Genomic DNA, 17,612 nt, shown 5'->3' with positions numbered 1-17,612 from the left:
ATGGGTCACCGGCGGCGCGTGCCGGAACGACAACGGCTTCAAGTACGCGCTCGCCGAGGGATGAATCGAATGGAGCCGCCCGAGATCGAACGGTTGGACGAGCGAACGATACAGCAGATCGCCGCCGGAGAGGTCGTCGAGCGTCCCGCGAGCGTGGTGAAGGAACTCGTCGAGAACGCCCTCGATGCGGACGCGAGCCGCGTCGCCGTCGCAGTCGAAGCCGGCGGCACCGAGGGGATCCGCGTCCGTGATGACGGCGTGGGGATCGCCGCCGATCAGCTGGAGGCGGCCGTCGCCGAACACGCGACCTCGAAGATCGGGACGATCGAGGACCTCGACCGCGGCGTCTCGACGCTGGGCTTCCGCGGCGAGGCGCTCTACACCATCGGCGGCGTCTCCCGGATGACCGTCAGATCGCGGCCGCGTGGTGCCGAGACGGGCGCGGAGGTCACGATCGAAGGCGGCGAGGTCGGCGAGGTCCGGCCCGCGGGCACGCCCGAGGGAACGACCGTCGAGGTGAGCGACCTCTTTTATAATACGCCGGCCCGCCGGAAGTTCCTCAAACGGACGGCGACGGAGTTCGACCACGTGAACACGGTGGTGACGGGCTACGCGCTCGCGAATCCCGATGTCGCGGTCTCGCTCGAACACGACGGCCGCGAGACGTTCGCGACCGAAGGCAACGGCGACCTCCGATCGGCGGTGCTCGCCGTCTACGGTCGCGAGGTCGCGGAGTCGATGCGGAAGGTGCGGTGGACGCCGGATGGGACGGAAGTGGCTGGTATCGGAGCCGGCGACGGCGACGAACCCGTCATTCGTGTCTCAGGACTCGTCTCACACCCGGAGACGACGCGGGCGAGCCGTGAGTATCTCACGACGTACGTCAACGGCCGGTACGTGACCGCGAACGTCCTCCGCGAGGCGGTCATCGACGCCTACGGCGGCCAGATCGCGCCCGACCGCTACCCCTTCGCCGTGCTCTTCGTGGAGGTTCCCCCCGGCGACGTCGACGTGAACGTCCACCCGCGAAAGCTGGAGGTCCGTTTCGATCGCGAGCCGGCCGTGCGCCGCGCGGTCGAGACGGCGACGGCCGAAGCGCTCCTCGAACACGGGCTCATCCGGTCGACCGCGCCGCGGGGTCGCTCCGCGCCGGCTGAGACCGCGGTCGCGCCCGAGCGTCCCGAGGGAGAGACCCTCGGCGGGGCCGGGACAGCCCACGAACGGGCCAGTGTCGAGCGTCGAGAGGGGGAGGCCGACGAGGAGCGGGAGGCCGACGAGGATCCAACCGCGGCCCGGGAGCTGTCACCGGACGACGCGGACGCCTGGGCGGTCGATGACCTGAGCGGAGAGGCCGATCCGGGCGGCGGAGAAGCCGACCTGAGCGGAGAGGCCGATCCGGGCGGCGGATGGGGTGGCCCAAGCGACGGAGCCGACCACGGCGATGGAACCGGGTCGTCCACGAGCGATTCGGAGGAAGCCACCGATCATCTGGCACAGTCCGCCACACGGACTGAAACGGAGCGACCCTCGCCGCGGACGTGGCAGGATGACGCCGAAAGGGGATCCAACGACGATCCCAGCGAGAACACAGGCGGGCCGTCGCCGGGTGTCACCGGCGGTCCCGAGACCGACGAATTGCCGCCCGAGCGCGAGGGACCCCGCAGGGCACCGTCGGCGACGAGTCAGCGGACCCTCGGGGGCGAGGAGACGAGCGACGAGCGTACCTACGACTCGTTGCCGTCGCTCCGGGTGCTCGGACAGCTCCACGACACCTACGTCGTCGCCGAAGCCCCCGATGGGCTGGTGTTGATCGACCAGCACGCCGCCGACGAGCGGGTGAACTACGAGCGGCTGCGGGCGGCGTTCGCCGACGGCGTCGATTCGCAGGCGCTCGCGGCGCCCGTGACAGTCGAGTTGACCGCACGGGAGGCCGCGCTCTTTGCCGACTTGGCGACCGAACTCGAATCGGTCGGCTTCCGGGCGAGTCGAGAGGACGAGCGAACGGTGCGCGTCGAAGCCGTCCCGGCCGTCTTCGACGCGGCCTTGAACCCGGGGCTGCTCCGGGACGTGCTCTCGGCGTTCGTCGGCGACGCCGCCGACGGCGACGAGCCGGTTCGGGACGCCGTCGACGAACTGCTCGCCGACCTCGCCTGCTACCCGTCAGTAACGGGGAACACGTCGTTGACGGAGGGCAGCGTCGTCGACCTCCTCGACCGGCTGGACCGCTGTGAGAACCCGTATGCGTGTCCACACGGCCGGCCGGTCGTGATCCGGATCGATCACGACGAGATCGGCGACCGCTTCGAACGGGACTATCCCGGACATGCGGGCAGGCGGGCGGAGTGAGTTCCGTTCTCGCCGGATCCGATCGCCGGCGCTTTTGTATCCCCCCGCAGAGATGAGCGTATGCGATCCGAATCGATCATAACGGGGGAACCGACGACGGGGCGGGGGTCGGCATGACGGCGCTCGTAACGTTCGGCGAGACCATGCTGCGGCTCTCCCCGCCGCACGGCGAGCGACTTGAGACGACCCGTGAACTCGAGGCGCGCGCCGGCGGTGCCGAGAGCAACGTCGCCGTCGGCGCGGCACGCCTCGGCGTCGACGCGGCATGGTTCTCGAAGCTCCCGGATTCCCCGCTCGGGCGGCGGATCGTCTCCGAACTCCGGAGCCACGGCGTCCGAACGGGCGTCTCGTGGGCGGACCCGGAGACGACCCGGCTCGGGACGTACTATCTCGAACACGGCGGTGAGCCACGGGGAACGTCCGTGATCTACGACCGGGCGGACGCCGCGATCACGACGGTGACCCCCGCGGAACTCCCGACCGGGGTCTTCGAGACCGCCGAGCGGTTCCACACCACCGGGATCACGCCCGCGCTCTCCGAGTCGACCGCCGAGACGACGCGGGCGCTGTTGCGTGCGGCGGGCGAGGCAGGCATGTCGCGCTCGTTCGATCTGAACTATCGCTCGAAGCTCTGGAGTCCCGAGGCCGCCCGCGAGGCCTACGAGGAGCTGTTCGGGGAGATCGACCTCCTCTTTGCCCCGTACCGTGACGCCCGCACGGTGCTCGATCGGGAGGGGAAGGCGATCGAGGTCGCCCACGGGCTCGCCGCCGAGTTCGACTTCGAGACGGTCGTCGTGACACGAGGGGAGAAGGGGGCGATCGCCCTCCGTGAGGGTGAGGTCCACCGACAGCCGGTCTTCGAGGCGGAGACGGTCGATGCGATCGGCACGGGCGACGCCTTCGTCGCGGGCTTCCTCGCGAAACGGCTTCGAGGTGGGGACGTCGCCGACGCGTTGGAGTGGGCCGCGGCGACGGCCGCGCTGAAACGAACCGTCGGCGGCGATCTCGCGGTCGTCACGCCCGAGGAGGTCGAGGCGGTCGTGGACGGCGGTGGCGGGATCGATCGGTGATCATCGGGGAGGTCGCTGGTCATCGGGAAGCCGGCGGCGGAGTATATAAGCAACCGATCGTCCCTGCCGGCGTAAGCAACCCTTAGTAGCCGGCGGGCGTGAGTTCGACCATGCATGTCGTCGTTATCGGAGCCTACGGCAGCGCCGGCGCCGCCGTCGCCGGGGATCTCGCCCCACACGTCGGGGACGCCATCGACCGCCTCACCCTCGTGGACAACGGGGACCCCGGCGGCGGGCTCTGTATCCTCGAAGGCTGTATGCCCTCGAAGGAGCTGCTTTCCGCGGCCGCCCATCGGTTCGAAGCCCGTGATGACGGCCGGTTGACCGGCGATCCCCACGAGTTCGACCTCGAACGGATCGTCGCCGAAAAGAACGACCGAACCCGCGGCTGGGCCGGCCACCGCCGCGATGGGGTCGAGAGCCTCGCCGAGCGCGACGGGATCGAGTTCCACCACGCGCCCGCACGGTTCCTCGACGATCACGTCGTCGAGATCGGCGGCGACGGCGGAACCGTCATCGAGGCCGACTACGTCGTGATCGCGACCGGATCGGTCCCGAACGACCCGGACCTGCCGGGCTACGACACGGTCACCGATCGAATATATAAAAGCAAGGACACCCTGCACGCGACCGAGTTCCCCGAGACGGGCGTCGTGATGGGCTTCGGGTACGTCGGGATGGAGATGGCCCCGTACCTGGCGGAGGCCGGCGTCGACCTCACGGTGATCGAACACGACGAGCGGCCGCTCGACGAGGCCGATCCCGCCTTCGGCGACGAGTTGCTCTCGATCTACCGCGAGGAGTTCGACATCGAGATCCGCACCCAGGTGTACGAGGAGTCGCTGGAGCGGACCGACGATGGGGTTCGACTGCACCTCGACGACGGCACCCACGTCGACGCGGAAGCGGTCTTTCAGTTCACCGGCCGGAAGCCCAACCTTGAGTACCTCGGCTTGGAACAGACCTCGCTGTCGCCCGAACCGGGCTGGATCGACGCGACGATGCGCCCGCCGAACGACGACCGGACCTTCGTCGTCGGCGACGTCAACGAGCGCGAGCCGATCCTCCACGTCGCCAAGGAGCAGGGCTTTCAGGCGGCAGAAAACATCCTCCGCGACATCGACGACCGACCGGCGAAGCCGTACACGAACGTCCACCACCACGTCGTCTTCTCCGGGGCGGGCGTCTATCCGTTCGCACGGGTCGGCCACACGGCGCGGTCAGCGGCGGAGGCCGGCCACGCGACGGTGGTCGCCACCCGGACCGCCGACTCCGACGGGGTATTTAAATCGAAGAACGTCCCGCATGGACTCGGGCGACTCGTCGTCGACGCCGAGGACGGGACGGTGCTCGGTTGGCAGGGGCTCCACTATCACGCCGACACCATGGCGAAGACGTTCCAGATCGCCGTCGAGATGGAACTCGACGTGCGCGAGATGCCCGACCGGGCGTATCATCCGACCCTCCCCGAAAACGTCGACGGGCTGATCCGCGAGTGCGCCGCGGGCGTCGAAGGAATATAAAAGGACGAAAGGGAGAGAGGACGATCAGTCGGCGAGGCAATCAGGAATACGGAGGTCTTCGAGCGTCTCGTCGGTCGGAATCCCCTTGTCGTTCCAGCCACGGAATTCATAATACTCCGAGAGCATCCGATCGAGCTCCTCGGGCGGGCAGTGCATCCCGGCAGCAGGACCGTCCGGGATCGGTTCGTGGGTGACGCGGTGAGGAAGCGAGTCGGCGTCGCGGTCGGCGATGCCTCGCTCGACGTTTATCAGGCGTTCCAGGTTGTAGATCCGTTCGCCGATCCGTTCGACGGCCTCGCGGGTCAGATCCCATCCCGTGGCGGCGACGATGGCGTCGCGATAGCGTTCGTTCACCCGCTTTCCCCACCCACCTTCGCTGACGAACCGGCATTGTGTAAGCGAGTCGCCGAGGGCGGTGAAGTGCTGGGATCGGGCGGCGAACTCGGGCGTGCCCGCCGTCGTTTCGGTATGTTCGCCGTCGTACTGCAGGGTTGGACGGGTATCATGATGGGAGCCGCCGCGTGTCGAGGTGGCGTACCCGATGCTCATTCCCTTCAGTCCGCGTGGCGAATGGGCGGCGAACTCCAAGCCCTTCGAGCCGTGAAGGTACGCCTCGGCGTCGGAGCCGAGCGTCTCGGCCATACGGAACGATCCCTCAGCGAGTCGGTCGCCGATACCCTCCCGGGCGGCCGTATCGTCCACAAGCGTGACTAAGCCCTCGGCGTCGCCGAAGCGTAGGCGGTCGGCGTCGGCGTCCGAGAGATCCGCCGTGTCGAGCACGCCCGATTCGGCACACTCCCGGGCGAACGCGACGGTGACCCCCCAACTGATGCTGTCCATGCCGAGGCGATCACAACGATCGTTGACGACCATCACCTGTTCGGGATCGAACACGTCCTGCATCGTCGCCGTCCCGAAGAGGCTCTCGAACTCCGGGATCTTCGCGTCCGTGAGCCCTTCCGACTGTACCGTGACGTGTTTGCCACAGCGGACCGCGCAGTTCGCACAGGTCGTATGCTCCGTGACGTACTCCTCACGGAGCGTCTCGCCGCTGATCCGGTCGGCGGTTTCGAGTGAGACCTGCTCGGTCCGGTTGTTCCGGCGACCGAGTTTCCCCATCTCGTTTATCGGGTTCACGAGGCCGCTCGTGCCGTACTCCTGGAGCATCTCCGTCTCCGCCATCAGCGGTCCCATTCGGCTCGCCGCGAGCTCACGGAGGGCGTCCTCGTCGGCGAGCTGTGGTTCGAACGAGCCCTCGCGGATCGCGATCGCCTTGATCCCCTTCGAGCCGAGCACGGCACCGGCGCCGCCGCGGCCGGCGACCCCCTCGCGGTCCCGTCCTTTATGAACCAAACAGGCGTATCGGACGCGGTTCTCGCCGGCGGGACCCGCCGCGAGGACGTGGACGTCGTCATCGTCCTCCTCTTCGCGCTCGCGGATCACCTCACAGGTACGGTAGGTGTCCAAGCCCGCGAGGTCGGGAGCCGGGACGATGGACGCGCCGGACTCGTCGACGAGGACATACGAGAGTTCATCGGTGGCGCCATGGAGGACGATGGTCTCGAAGCCGGTCGTCTTCTGTGCCCGGGGGAACGTCCCGCCGAACGTGCTGTCGAAAAAGCCGTTCGTCATCGGGCTGATGAAGCCGACGACGCCCCGGCTCGTGCTCTGAAACGGCGTGGCGTTCATCGGGCCGACCGAGAGCGCGAGGACGTTCTCCGGATCGAACGGATCGCTCGTCGGCGGGACGTGGTCGGACACCTGTTTGGCGACGAACCCGTTGCCGCCGAGGAGCAGCCGTGCGTGTTCGGGATCGATCGCCTCTCGCTCCGTCGTCCCGGTATCGAGGGAGACGTGAAGGATCTCGCCGCCGTAGACGTTGGGAAGTTCGCTCATCGGCGAGGTCATTCCTGTCGGTCGGCGAGGAGGGGGGCGACCTCCGCGAACGCGTCGAGGTGGTCCTCGATGTGCTCCCGTTCGTGTTGGACGCTGATGCTCCACTGCTGGGAGGCGTCGTGGGGATGCGGGAGGACGCCGCGGTCGAGCATCTCGAACCAGTAGTTCTCATGGAAGTCGACGTCGACGTGCCGGGCGAAGTCACGGTAGTTGGTGATCCGTTCGTTCGCGAATACGACCGTGCCCTGTGAGTTGACGTACTCGACGTGCCCGTTGAGGCCGACATCGGCCATGATCTCCTCGTATCCCGAGACCAACCGTTCGCCGAGATCGTTTACGTGATCGTAGGCGTCATCGGTCAGGACGTCGCGCAACACCGTCGTGACGGCACGAAGCACGAGCGGGCTTCCGTTGTACGTTCCGTAGTGTGCCGTGCCGTGCTCGATGCCGCGCATGATCTCCTCGCGACCGGCGAACGCGCCGACGGGGTAGTTGCCGCCGATGCTTTTGGCCATCGTGACGAGATCCGGTTCGACGTCGTAGTACTCCGCGGCGCCACCCGGCGCCACCTTCACGCCCGTCTTCACCTCATCGAAGATGTACGGGACCTGGTACTCATCACAGAGTTCACGAAGGCCCTGGAGGAACTCCGCATGGGGTTGGGTCATCCCCACGTTCATTACGATCGGTTCGACGATGAGCGCGCCGATCTCGTTGACGTTCTCGGACATGATCTCCTCGACGGCCTCGAGATCGTTCCACGGGGCGACCTCGACGGTGTCCTCGATCGCTTCGGGGACGCCATGACTCTCGACGTACGTCGCCGGCCGTTTTGGATGACCGAGTTTGTGTTCGGGTGCCGCCTTGCTCAGCAGGACGTAATCGTGGACGCCATGGTAGGCACCCTCGATCTTCAGCAGTTTGTCACGGCCGCTGTAGGCGCGAGCGACCCGGATCGCGTGCATCGTGCTCTCCGTGCCGCTGTTGGTGAACCGAACCAAGTCGGCGACATCCCACCGTTTTTTGATCTCACGGGCGGCTTCGCCGAGCAGCTCGTGTGGGTGCGTGAACAGCGTTCCGTGGTCGAGTTGGTCACGGATGGCGTCGGTGACTGCCGGATGGCTATGTCCGACCATACCGGCACCGTTGTTCAGATCGAAATCGAGGTACCGGTTGCCGTCGACGTCGTACAGATACGGACCCTCCGCCCGCTCGATGATCATCGGGTATGGCTCGAACGCACGATACGTACTGGCGACGCCCGCAGGGATGTCCTCGACGAGTTCACCGTAGATCCGCTCGCTAGTCGGCGTCCGCTCGCGATAAGCCGCTTCCGTGTCTTCCCAGAGATCCATACGACACATCACGGCGAGTGGATATTAAATATTGGCGTCGGTTCGGTTCAACAGATGAGAATAGAATATCGTTCAAAGATGATCGAGCGTGGAGGATTTCGTGCACATATTCGTTCGTTTTTCTGAAGTATATTAGCAATCATAGGTTCGACGTCCTCACCCGGAGGTAGTGAACATCATCCAAAGAGCGGAGAGATATTAGCAAAGATTTTAAATTGATTCGGGATCGTCCCACATTATGGAATCAGATTCTACCGAGCGACGGTTCGACGAGATCGATTTACAGATTCTCGAACGGCTTGAGTCGGATCACGACCTCAATCTCTCGGATCTCTCCGAGGAGATCGGTCTCTCAAAATCGGCGATCCATTATCGACTCAATAATCTCAAGGAGGACGGCGTGATAACCGCTATCTCCGCGGATCTGGATCCACAGCGGTTTGGCCTCGAGATGCTCGTGATCACGGAGGTGTACGTGACACACGAGTCAGGGTACGCCGCCGACACCGGCGAGGCGATCGCGGCCACGACCGGCGTGCAGGACGTGTATTATACGATGGGCGATGTCGATTTCATCGTCATCTTTCGGGCGCAGAACCGCGATCAGATCAACGACGTGATCGCGAAGCTGATCGCGATCGATGGGGTGAACGAAACCTCCTCGACGTTCGTCATGGACGAGATCAAATCGGACGGACGGGTCCTCGCGAACATGTCCGATGAAATGCGTGAGAACGTTCGATCCGACTGACGAACAACGACGATGAATCGTCCTGTCCAGTCAGCGAGCCCGAGAAAAAGCCCGGAGGCGACGGTCGCTCAGAAGCGACGAAGTCGCGTGGCGATCACCGCTATCGTCATCGAGATCACGAGCACGACGACGCTAATCGCGTAGACCTCCGGTTCGATATCCGCACGCACCATTCCCCAGATCCGAACCGGGAGCGGAATGCTTCCGGCGCCGCTGACGAAAAACGAGATGAGGAACTCATCGAACGAGAGGGTGAACGAAAACAGCGCCGCCGCGACGATATTCGGCATCAGCGCCGGGATCGTCACCTCCCGAAACGTCGTGATCGGATCGGCACCGAGATCCATCGCGGCTTCCTCAAGGCTCCTGTCGAGGTCGATCACCCCCGCCGCGACGACGAGCGTCGCGAACGGGAACGTATACATGACGTGTCCGATGACGATCGGGATGAATCCCCGACCGAGCCCCAGTTGGGAGAAAAACACGAAGAGGCCGATCCCGTAGATGATGATCGGCAACGTGAGCGGAACGAAGATCAGGTACGTCGAAAGCGCGCCTTTGCGTCGTGGCCAGTCGAACCGCACGAGTCCGAACGCCGCGACGACCGCCAACACCGTCGAGACGATCATGACCACGACCCCGATCTGGAGGCTCAACCACAACGATCCGATCAGGTCGCCACGGGTGGCCAGATTGAGGTACCACTCCGGGGAGAACTCCCACCGGAGCCCGTACCGTCCGGCGTCAAACGACATCACGAGGATGACGAATATCGGCCCGTAGAGGAACACGTAGGTCAGCACCGCCGCGGTCTTCAATCCGAGGCTGACATCGGAATTGAGTCCAAGTCGTTCCTGGAGCCCATCGGCCGTGCTCATAACCCACCACCGCCGAGCCCACGTGATTTACCGACATCGATCCCCAGCCGCATCGCGATCCATAACGATCCGAGAACTACCGCAACGAGAATGACCGACAGCGCCGCGCCGAAGTTCCAGTTGAACGCCGTCCCGAACTGCGTCTCTATCACCTGTGCGAACATCCGTCCGCTCGTCCCGCCCAACAGCGCCGGCGTGACATACGCTGCCGCACACTTGATGAAGACGAAAACGGCTCCCGCGAGCGCGCCCGGCAAGGTGAGTGGAAACACGACCTCACGGAAGACGGCGCTCCGCGAGGCACCGAGATCCCGTGCCGCCTCAATGAGGGAGGCGTCGAGACTGCGCATGCTCGCGTAGAGCGGAAGGATGACGAACGGAACGAACACGTAGACGAGCCCGATGATGCTCCCCCAGTAGGTGTTCAAAAGCGGAACCGTCGGGAGCCCGAGGGCCCCCAACGCCCCGTTGATGAAGCCGTTCCGTGAGAGTATCGGTATCCAAGCGTACGTTCGGATGAGGTAGGAGGTCCAAAACGGGATGATGACCAACAGAACGAGCAGCATCTGCCACCGTTCCGGGGCGTGTTGTCCGAGATAGTAGGTGATCGGATACGCGATAATGAGCGAGAGCACCGTCACGACGACGGCGATCCCCAACGAGCGAGCGAGGAGACGGACGTACGGGAGGTCGCCGATCTGCAACGAGATCACCGCCGAGAGGTCGAGAAAGCGCGCGAAATGCTCGAAGGTGATCGCCGTGACGAACGGATCGTCGACGAAGACGCTGTAGACGATCAAAAGCGCCACCGGGATCGCATAGAAAACCGTAAGCAGCGTGACGATCGGTCCGAGGCTCGTAAGCCCTTTTAACCGGCTGTTGTCGGCCATCGTGAGCACGCGAGCACGGAATCCGGATGGGGCGGTCGTCTCGCCGCCGGATAGCTCACTCGACGAGGACATCGGCGTGCTCCTTGGTCCAGCGTACCCTACATTCGCTTCCGGGCGTCGGAAGGTCGGTGCTGTTCACGACGTGGCGTTCCGAGATCAATTCGCTGTCGCCGATCCGAACGTGTATTTTGGCGACGTTGCCCTGATAGATGACATCGTCGACGACGCCATCGAGCGTGATATCGGTTTCAGTCGAGCCGCCGTTTCGCGCAGCCGACTCCTCGAGAGAGACTTTCTCGGGGCGGATGGAGACCGAAAGGGTAGCTCCACTTTCGGCGGCCGGATTCGGTTCGACCGGGAACTCGACGGATCCACACTCGAGATAAGCACCCGAGTCGGTTGCGACGTACGTCCCGTCAAGTAGATTGGTGTCGCCGATGAACTCGGCGACGAAACGCGTCCGTGGGCTCTCGTATATTTCCGCCGGGGTTCCACGCTGTTCGATCCGGCCATCGTTGAGGATGACGATCTCATCGCTCATCGTCAGCGCCTCCTCCTGATCGTGGGTGACGTAGACGAAGGTGATCCCCAACTCCTCTTGTAGGTCTTTCAACTCGACCTGCATGTTCTTTCTGAGCTTCAGATCGAGTGCCCCGAGCGGTTCATCCAGGAGCAGCACCTCCGGTTCGATGACGAGCGAACGGGCGAGAGCGATCCGTTGCTGTTGGCCGCCGGAAAGTTCGTCGATCGCCCGATCCTCCGTACCGGGAAGTTCGACCAGTTCGAGTATTTCCGCGACCCGTCGGTCGCGCTCCTCGGAGGGGACGTCGCGCATCTTGAGTCCAAAGCCGACGTTTTCACCCACGGTTTTGTGCGGGAACAGCGCATAGCTTTGAAACACCATGCTGGTCGGCCGCTGATACGGTTTCTCATCGGTGATGTCACGATCGCCGAGGGTAACGCGCCCCGTAGTTGGCGTCTCATAGCCGGCGATCATGCGAAGCGTCGTCGTCTTGCCACAGCCCGAGGGGCCAAGCAGGGTGACGAACGTTCCCTCCTCGACGGTGAAGCTGACGTCATCGACGGCACGAACGTCCCCAAAGTGTTTGGTGACGCCGTCAACGTGTAGATCGGAGCTCATAAACGATAAAAACCGATTACGCCGTCACGTCCGTCCAGATCTCGTCGTACGCTTGGATCGTCTCGTCGTCGTTGAACGCGGGGAACTCCGTCTGTGCAAGCGCGTCCTCGAGCGCGTACTGTTCGAGTTCCTCGTCGGTGTAGTCGACGGCGTCCGACACCACGATGTACTGTGGCCCTTCGAACCACTCGCGGGGCACCTCCGAGAGCATATAGTCGATGAACTGTTCGGCTTCCTCGGTGTTTTCGGAACCACGAGCGATACAGAAGCTATCGATCCAGCCGATGGTTCCCTCCTCCCAGAAGGCGAGCGTCACGGGTTCACCCTCGGCGGCGAGCCGATGGTAGGCGCCGTCCCATGAGGTCCCGAGCGTCGCTTCACCCTCCTGGAAGTTCTGGATCGACGCCGCCGAGGAGGTCCAGTACGTCGAAACGAGATCGACGTCGTCCGACAACGCCTCCTGAATCGCATCGAGGTCCTCGGGTTCATCGGGATCCTGTCCGAGGTACTTCGCTGCGGTCCAGATCTGTGTCGCCGCGTCGTCCCGGGTGGTCAGATCTCCCTCGTACTCGTCGTCCCAGAGGAGGTCGTAGCTGATCGTGTCACCGAGATCACCGACCTCGTCGTGGTTGTAGATCGCCCCATCGAACCCGAACGTCATCGGCACCGCATAGAGTTCGTCCTCCTGCCAAAACGCATCGAGTTTCACCTCCTCGAAGATGTGGTCATCCCATGCCGGCACGTTGTCCACGTTGATCGGCTCGAGGAGGTCGTTTCGATACGCCCGTTCGAAATCCGCACCCGGTGCGGATGGCGTCCAGACGTCGTAGGTTCCCTCTGGTGAGTTGTCGATCTGATTGATCGCATCCGCATTCGACTCGTACGTCTCGGTGTTGACCGTTATGCCGGTATCCTCCTCGAACGGAGCGATCCAAGCGTCGTCGATGTAGGCACCCCAGCTGAAGTAGGTCAACTCGCCGTCGTCATCGCCGGCGATGATGGCCTGTCACGAACCGGCAGACATGCCATCGGCGGGCTGTTGGCACACGCACCCGCCCTGACGGCGCTCGGAACGCCGAACCTGAACGGGTTCAAGCGACACCAGCCCGGAACCTTCGCTCCGTCGTCGATCGCATGGGGATACGGGAATCGAATGACCTCGATCCGTGTGCCGACACATGGGACGACGCGGGTGGAGAACCGGATCCCGAGCGCGGACGCGAACCCGTATCTGGTGATCGCGAGCACGCTGGCGGCGGCGATAGACGGCATCGAAACGGAGATCGAGCCGCCAGCGCCCGTAAGCGGCGATCCCGAGAACGCGAGTCCACGACTCCCGCGAACGCCACACCAAGCGCTCGACGCGCTTGAGGCGGACGAGGCGTTGACCGGGATCCTCGGTGAATCCCTCGTCTCGGAGTACGTCCGACAGAAACGACAGGAGATCGACGCGTTCTACGACGTCACGACCGAGTGGGAACGACGACAGTACGTCGAGATGTTTTGAACAAACTGGATCGGAAGCGGTGGCGGCGGCCGATTCGCGCCCCTATTCCATCGCGTTGTCCGAAATCTCCAGTGCGACGTCGAGGGCGGCGATCGCCTCGTCGACATCGTCCTCGTCGATCGTCAGCGGCGGCGTGACGACGATCGTGTTCACCGACGTATAGAAGTAGACGCCCTCCGACAGCGCGCTGGCACCGACCTCGTTGAGAACGGTCGGTTCTCCAGACATTTTGTCCTCACGCCGCTCGAACGGGACGCGTTTCTCCTCGCTGCGGGTCAGCTCGATGCCCTGGTGGAGCCCGACACCACGGCGCTCCCCGACGCTCGGATGACGGTCCGCGAGCGCTTCGAGCTCGGTTTTGAGGTACGCCCCCATCTCCTTGGCGCGGTCGACCAGGTTCTCCTCCTCGTAGGTCTCGATGGCCGCCAAGCCGGCCGCACACGCCGTCGGATGTCCCGAGAAGGTGTGGCCCTGATTGAGCAGGTGCTCCTCGAAGTGTTCAGCGACCTCCTCGGTGACCGTCGTGGCGGCGAGCGGCTGGTAGGAGCCGGTGAGCCCCTTCGCCATCGTGATGATGTCGGGTTCGGTCTCATACAGCGTCGAGGCGAACCACTCGCCGGTCCGACCGAAGCCGGTCATTACCTCGTCACAGATCAACAACGCGCCGTGATCGTGGGCGATCTCTTTGAGCCGGGGGAGATAGTCGTCCGGCGGCGTCAACACCCCGTTGGAGCCGACGAGCGGCTCGACGAGCACGCCGGCCACGGTGTCGCCCTCGAGCCCGAGCATCTCATCGATGTACTCGAGGCTCTGTTCGGGATCGAGGCTCGACCCGTAGGCGTATGGGTCCGGTCCCTTCACCATTCCGGGTACTTCGGGCTGTATCTCCGGTCCCTGGACGACGCGACGTGGATCGCCGGAGGCCGACAGCGAGGCGGCGGTCGCGCCGTGATACGATCGATACCGCGAGAGGATCTTGTGTTTTCCCGTGTAGGATCGGGCGATCTTGAACGCCACCTCGTTGGCTTCGGTCCCACTCGTCGAGTAGAACGTTTTTTTCAGCGAGCCCGGAGTGATCTCGGCGAGTTTCTCCGAGAGCCGTGCCCGTGGCTCCGTCGACCAGCCGGGATTGACGTACGGCACGGTTCGTATCTGCTCGTTCACCGCGTCAGCGATCCGCTCGGCGTCATAACCGAGGCTCGTACAGACGTACTGGCTGCTAAAATCGAGGATCGAGTCGCCGTCGGCGGTGACGATCCGCGGCCCCTCCGTGTCGGCGATCTGTGTCGGGTTGAAGTCCGCCTGACGGGTCCACGTGCCGAGCGTATACTCGCGGTCGAGTCGTTCTATCTCGTTTTTTTCGTGCTGTTGACTGGCCATACCGACGCATATGCGCCCATCAGCATGAATGTTGGTGTATGTTCTCCCATATCCAGCAATAGTTATTCAAATAATCTTCCTCGGATACTTTTTGCTACGTTATTCGAAAAAGGAACCGATCCACTGAATTCACTCGCTCGCGCTTATGCTGATAAATTCGAAGTCAGCGGACCGCGTGTCGAAACGGTCGAGCGCGAACGGGTCCGTCGAAAACGGCGCCGTCTCGTCGGTGATCAGCGAACGAACGACCGTCGCACTGACCGGGGCAGTCATGATACCACGTCCGTTGAACCCGGTCGCGACGACGAGCCCGTCCGGCCCCTCGGCGGGCGTATCGAGGATGGGACGTGTGTCCGGCGTTGCGGCATCGATCCCGGCCCAGTCGTCGACGTACCCGGCCCGATCACCGTTCTGCAGGAAGGTCGGCAGCAGGTCGGCGACGTGCCGTCTAAACGCCTCATCGGCGTTGCTACTGGCACCCTCGGGGTCGTCCTCGGCGAAGGACCAGCCACCGACGAGAAGGTCACCGTTGTGTTCGGCGCGGAAGTAGACGTGTTCACCCGGATACCAACCCATGGGGAACGAATCGGGGAGCGGCTCCTCGGGTTCGAGGACGATACACTGCGTCCGATACGGACGAATCGGAATCTCGACGTTCACCTGATCGGACAACACCGCACGGGAGCGCCAGCCGGCGGCAACGATCACGTGATCCGCATCATACCGTTCCCCGCCCGCCTCGACGCCAGTGACGGCACCCCCATCCGTGAGAACGTCCGTCACCGGCGTGTTCGTATGGAAGCGCGCGCTGTCCGCCTCGGCGTCGTGCTGAAGCGTCACCGCGAACGTATATGGATCGACGAAGCCGGATACCCCGTGTTCGACCACACCGGCGAACCCCGAGAAGTCGAATCGTGGATAGCGCCCTGCCGCCGTCTCACGGTCGAGAAACGCCACTGGCAACCCGTTGTCGGCAGCACGCGCCGCGTACCGCCGTTTCGCCTCCTCACGGTCGGGCGTGATCAGCCCGATACTCGGGCGCTCGGCGAACGAAAACGTCCCCGTCCCGTCGTAGTCACGGAAGAACTCGACCGCGTGCCACCCGATCGCCGGGCGGTCGTCGTAACTCGAGAGCATGGTGATCTCGCCGGCAGCGAGGGCGGTCGCTTCGCCGGCGATCTGGCCCTGATCGAAGACGTCGACGGCGTGATCCGGGGCCAACGCTCGAGCGATCGCACACCCGGTCACACCGCCACCGACGATGGCGACGCGCGTCTGGTCACTCATCGGGACACCTCATGTGTGGGATCGGGACACCCATGTGTGGGCTGCTTCGTGGCATCATACAGATCGGGGTAGAGGAGTCACTCATAGGCGTGGTCGACGGCTTTGAACGCGTCCTCGGCGACTTCGAGGGCGGCCTCGATCTCCGATTCGGTGTGTGTGTAGGTGGTGAAGAATCGCTCGCTCTGCATGGGGTTGCCGAAGAGGACACCGCCGGCCGCCGCTTCGAGCCACCAGTCGGCGAACCGATCGACGTTCGCCGCCCACGTATCACGGTAGTGGTATGGCGCCTCGTCGGTCATATACACCTGTCCCATCGATCCGACGTACTCGACGGTGGCGGGCACGCCGACGTCGTCGGCGACTTCCTGGAGGCCCTCAAAGAGGAGCTCCCCCATGCGATCGATGTGATCGTACACGTCCTCCGAAGAGAGGATCTCGAGCGTTCGCAGCCCAGCGGCACACGAGACCGGATGGCCGTTGTACGTGCCGCCGTGGAACGCCGTCGTGTTCCACGGCTCCTCGTCGTCGGAGTCGGGCGGAACGATCTCCGACATGATCTCACGACTCCCGCCGAAGCCGGCGATCTGGTACCCGCCTCCGGCGGCCTTCGCGAAGGTCGTCATGTCGGGCTCGATGCCGAAACGGCCCTGTGCGCTTCCCGGACCGAGCCGAAAACCAGTCATGACCTCATCCCAGATGAGCACGATTCCCAACTCCTCGGTCAGGTCACGAAGGAACTCGTGATACCCGTCGCGGGGCTTGAGACAGCCGGCCGAGAACATGACCGGTTCGATAATGACGGCGGCGAGGTCCTCGGCGTGTTCACGCAACACCGCCTCGGTGTGCTCCTTGTCATTGAACGGGATGGCGACGACGGTGTCGCGTATCGCATCGGGGATACCCGTCCCGAACGGGACGGTGTTCGGACGCTCCTTCGGACCGAGCGCCTCCTCGTCGGCGTACACGCTCATAAGCGCGTAGTCGTGCGCGCCGGCGTATCCACCCTCAGGTTTGGCGATCAGGTCCTTGCCCGTGTAGGATCGGGCGACACGCAGCGCGTGCATCGTCGCCTCGCTGCCGCTGTTCGCCAGCCGCACCTGTTCGATCGACGGCGTCATCTCCGCGACCTTCTCCATGAACTCGATGGCGATCGGCTGAGGGGTCGCGGTGAGATCCGCCCTGTCAACCTGCTGTTTAACCGCCGCTTGCACCTCCGGATGGTTATGGCCGAGCACGATGGGACCGAGCGCCAAGAGGAAATCGAGATATCGATTGTCGTCGATATCGGTGACGTACGATCCGGAGGCTCGATCGATGTAGAACGGATAGGGATCGAACGACCGAACGTTCGATTCGACCCCAAGCGGCGTTATTCGCCGGGCGCGTTCGTGAAACCGTTCGCTCTGCGGCGTCATCTCGCGAAGAGCCGTTGCATGATCAGGGGTAATCTCTCGTCCTGAACTCATTGCAGGAAACGTGCGGTCAAACTCAATAATTCTTTGGGGCAGGATCGGTATCTGGAGAACGTTCGTCGCTCGGCCCCTCCACTGAATATTATTCAACGGGCGGAACGACGATCGGCGGAGAC

Annotated in this window: 14 protein-coding genes; 5 read left to right on the top strand and 9 right to left on the bottom strand. The window is 63.9% G+C overall.

Annotated elements, in window-relative coordinates; translation table 11 throughout:
• Nucleotides 1-69 precede the first annotated feature (69 nt).
• From mutL to CHB65_RS04400, 3 genes are all read left to right on the top strand, one after another.
• Nucleotides 70-2,346 carry a DNA mismatch repair endonuclease MutL gene (mutL, locus tag CHB65_RS04410; RefSeq protein WP_089383853.1) on the top strand — a complete coding sequence of 759 codons (2,277 nt, stop codon included), beginning with the start codon at nt 70-72 and terminating at the stop codon, nt 2,344-2,346.
• Between the two features lie 113 nt (nt 2,347-2,459).
• Nucleotides 2,460-3,416 carry a bifunctional 2-dehydro-3-deoxygluconokinase/2-dehydro-3-deoxygalactonokinase gene (gene kdgK1 / locus CHB65_RS04405; protein WP_089383852.1) on the top strand — a complete coding sequence of 319 codons (957 nt, stop codon included), beginning with the start codon at nt 2,460-2,462 and terminating at the stop codon, nt 3,414-3,416.
• 110 nt (nt 3,417-3,526) lie between these two features.
• Nucleotides 3,527-4,939, top strand: coding sequence for a dihydrolipoyl dehydrogenase family protein (locus tag CHB65_RS04400; RefSeq protein WP_089383851.1), 1,413 nt, complete (start codon nt 3,527-3,529; stop codon nt 4,937-4,939).
• Nucleotides 4,940-4,963: 24 nt separating this feature from the next.
• On the opposite strand, the gene CHB65_RS04395 is transcribed toward CHB65_RS04400, so the two are convergent.
• Both CHB65_RS04395 and CHB65_RS04390 read right to left on the bottom strand, forming a co-directional pair.
• On the bottom strand, nt 4,964-6,835 hold the full coding sequence (locus tag CHB65_RS04395) for an aldehyde ferredoxin oxidoreductase family protein (RefSeq protein ID WP_179213579.1): 1,872 nt from the start codon (nt 6,833-6,835) through the stop codon (nt 4,964-4,966).
• An 8-nt stretch (nt 6,836-6,843) separates the two neighbouring features.
• Nucleotides 6,844-8,190 carry an aspartate aminotransferase family protein gene (locus tag CHB65_RS04390; RefSeq protein WP_089383849.1) on the bottom strand — a complete coding sequence of 449 codons (1,347 nt, stop codon included), beginning with the start codon at nt 8,188-8,190 and terminating at the stop codon, nt 6,844-6,846.
• Between the two features lie 238 nt (nt 8,191-8,428).
• Here CHB65_RS04390 and CHB65_RS04385 point away from each other — a divergent pair, with 238 nt between their 5' ends.
• Nucleotides 8,429-8,941: an Lrp/AsnC family transcriptional regulator gene (locus CHB65_RS04385; RefSeq protein WP_089383848.1), complete on the top strand. Its 513-nt coding sequence runs from the start codon at nt 8,429-8,431 to the stop codon at nt 8,939-8,941.
• 68 nt (nt 8,942-9,009) lie between these two features.
• Here the strand turns inward: CHB65_RS04385 and CHB65_RS04380 are convergent, their stop codons facing one another.
• The 4 genes from CHB65_RS04380 to CHB65_RS04365 are packed head-to-tail and all read right to left on the bottom strand — an operon-like array spanning nt 9,010 to nt 12,823.
• A complete protein-coding gene (locus tag CHB65_RS04380; RefSeq protein ID WP_089383847.1) occupies nt 9,010-9,819 on the bottom strand; it encodes an ABC transporter permease in 810 nt (269 codons plus the stop codon).
• Nucleotides 9,816-10,781, bottom strand: a complete 966-nt coding sequence (locus CHB65_RS04375; RefSeq protein WP_089383846.1) for an ABC transporter permease — start codon at nt 10,779-10,781, stop codon at nt 9,816-9,818. Before CHB65_RS04375 ends, CHB65_RS04380 begins: the two co-directional genes overlap by 4 nt.
• The gene (locus tag CHB65_RS04370) at nt 10,765-11,850 is read right to left on the bottom strand and encodes an ABC transporter ATP-binding protein (RefSeq protein ID WP_089383845.1); all 1,086 of its coding nucleotides are present in this window, start codon (nt 11,848-11,850) and stop codon (nt 10,765-10,767) included. The genes CHB65_RS04375 and CHB65_RS04370 overlap by 17 nt, the downstream gene beginning before the upstream one ends.
• 16 nt (nt 11,851-11,866) lie before the next feature.
• Nucleotides 11,867-12,823, bottom strand: a complete 957-nt coding sequence (locus CHB65_RS04365) for an extracellular solute-binding protein (protein WP_179213578.1) — start codon at nt 12,821-12,823, stop codon at nt 11,867-11,869.
• Between CHB65_RS04365 and CHB65_RS04360 the strand changes: the two genes are divergently transcribed.
• On the top strand, nt 12,704-13,357 hold the full coding sequence (locus CHB65_RS04360) for a type I glutamate--ammonia ligase (protein ID WP_143420344.1): 654 nt from the start codon (nt 12,704-12,706) through the stop codon (nt 13,355-13,357). The genes CHB65_RS04365 and CHB65_RS04360 overlap by 120 nt on opposite strands.
• A 42-nt stretch (nt 13,358-13,399) precedes the next feature.
• Here the strand turns inward: CHB65_RS04360 and CHB65_RS04355 are convergent, their stop codons facing one another.
• The 3 genes from CHB65_RS04355 to CHB65_RS04345 all read right to left on the bottom strand — a co-directional run bounded on the left by CHB65_RS04355 (nt 13,400) and on the right by CHB65_RS04345 (nt 17,490).
• The gene (locus CHB65_RS04355; protein WP_089383842.1) at nt 13,400-14,737 is read right to left on the bottom strand and encodes an aminotransferase family protein; all 1,338 of its coding nucleotides are present in this window, start codon (nt 14,735-14,737) and stop codon (nt 13,400-13,402) included.
• Between the two features lie 129 nt (nt 14,738-14,866).
• Nucleotides 14,867-16,024 carry an NAD(P)/FAD-dependent oxidoreductase gene (locus tag CHB65_RS04350; protein ID WP_089383841.1) on the bottom strand — a complete coding sequence of 386 codons (1,158 nt, stop codon included), beginning with the start codon at nt 16,022-16,024 and terminating at the stop codon, nt 14,867-14,869.
• A 77-nt stretch (nt 16,025-16,101) separates the two neighbouring features.
• Nucleotides 16,102-17,490, bottom strand: coding sequence for an aspartate aminotransferase family protein (locus CHB65_RS04345; protein WP_089383840.1), 1,389 nt, complete (start codon nt 17,488-17,490; stop codon nt 16,102-16,104).
• Between the last annotated feature and the right edge of the window lie 122 nt (nt 17,491-17,612).

Source organism: Halorubrum vacuolatum (assembly GCF_900188065.1).
GTDB lineage: Archaea > Halobacteriota > Halobacteria > Halobacteriales > Haloferacaceae > Halorubrum > Halorubrum vacuolatum.
This window is presented reverse-complemented; position numbering and strand designations above follow the sequence as displayed.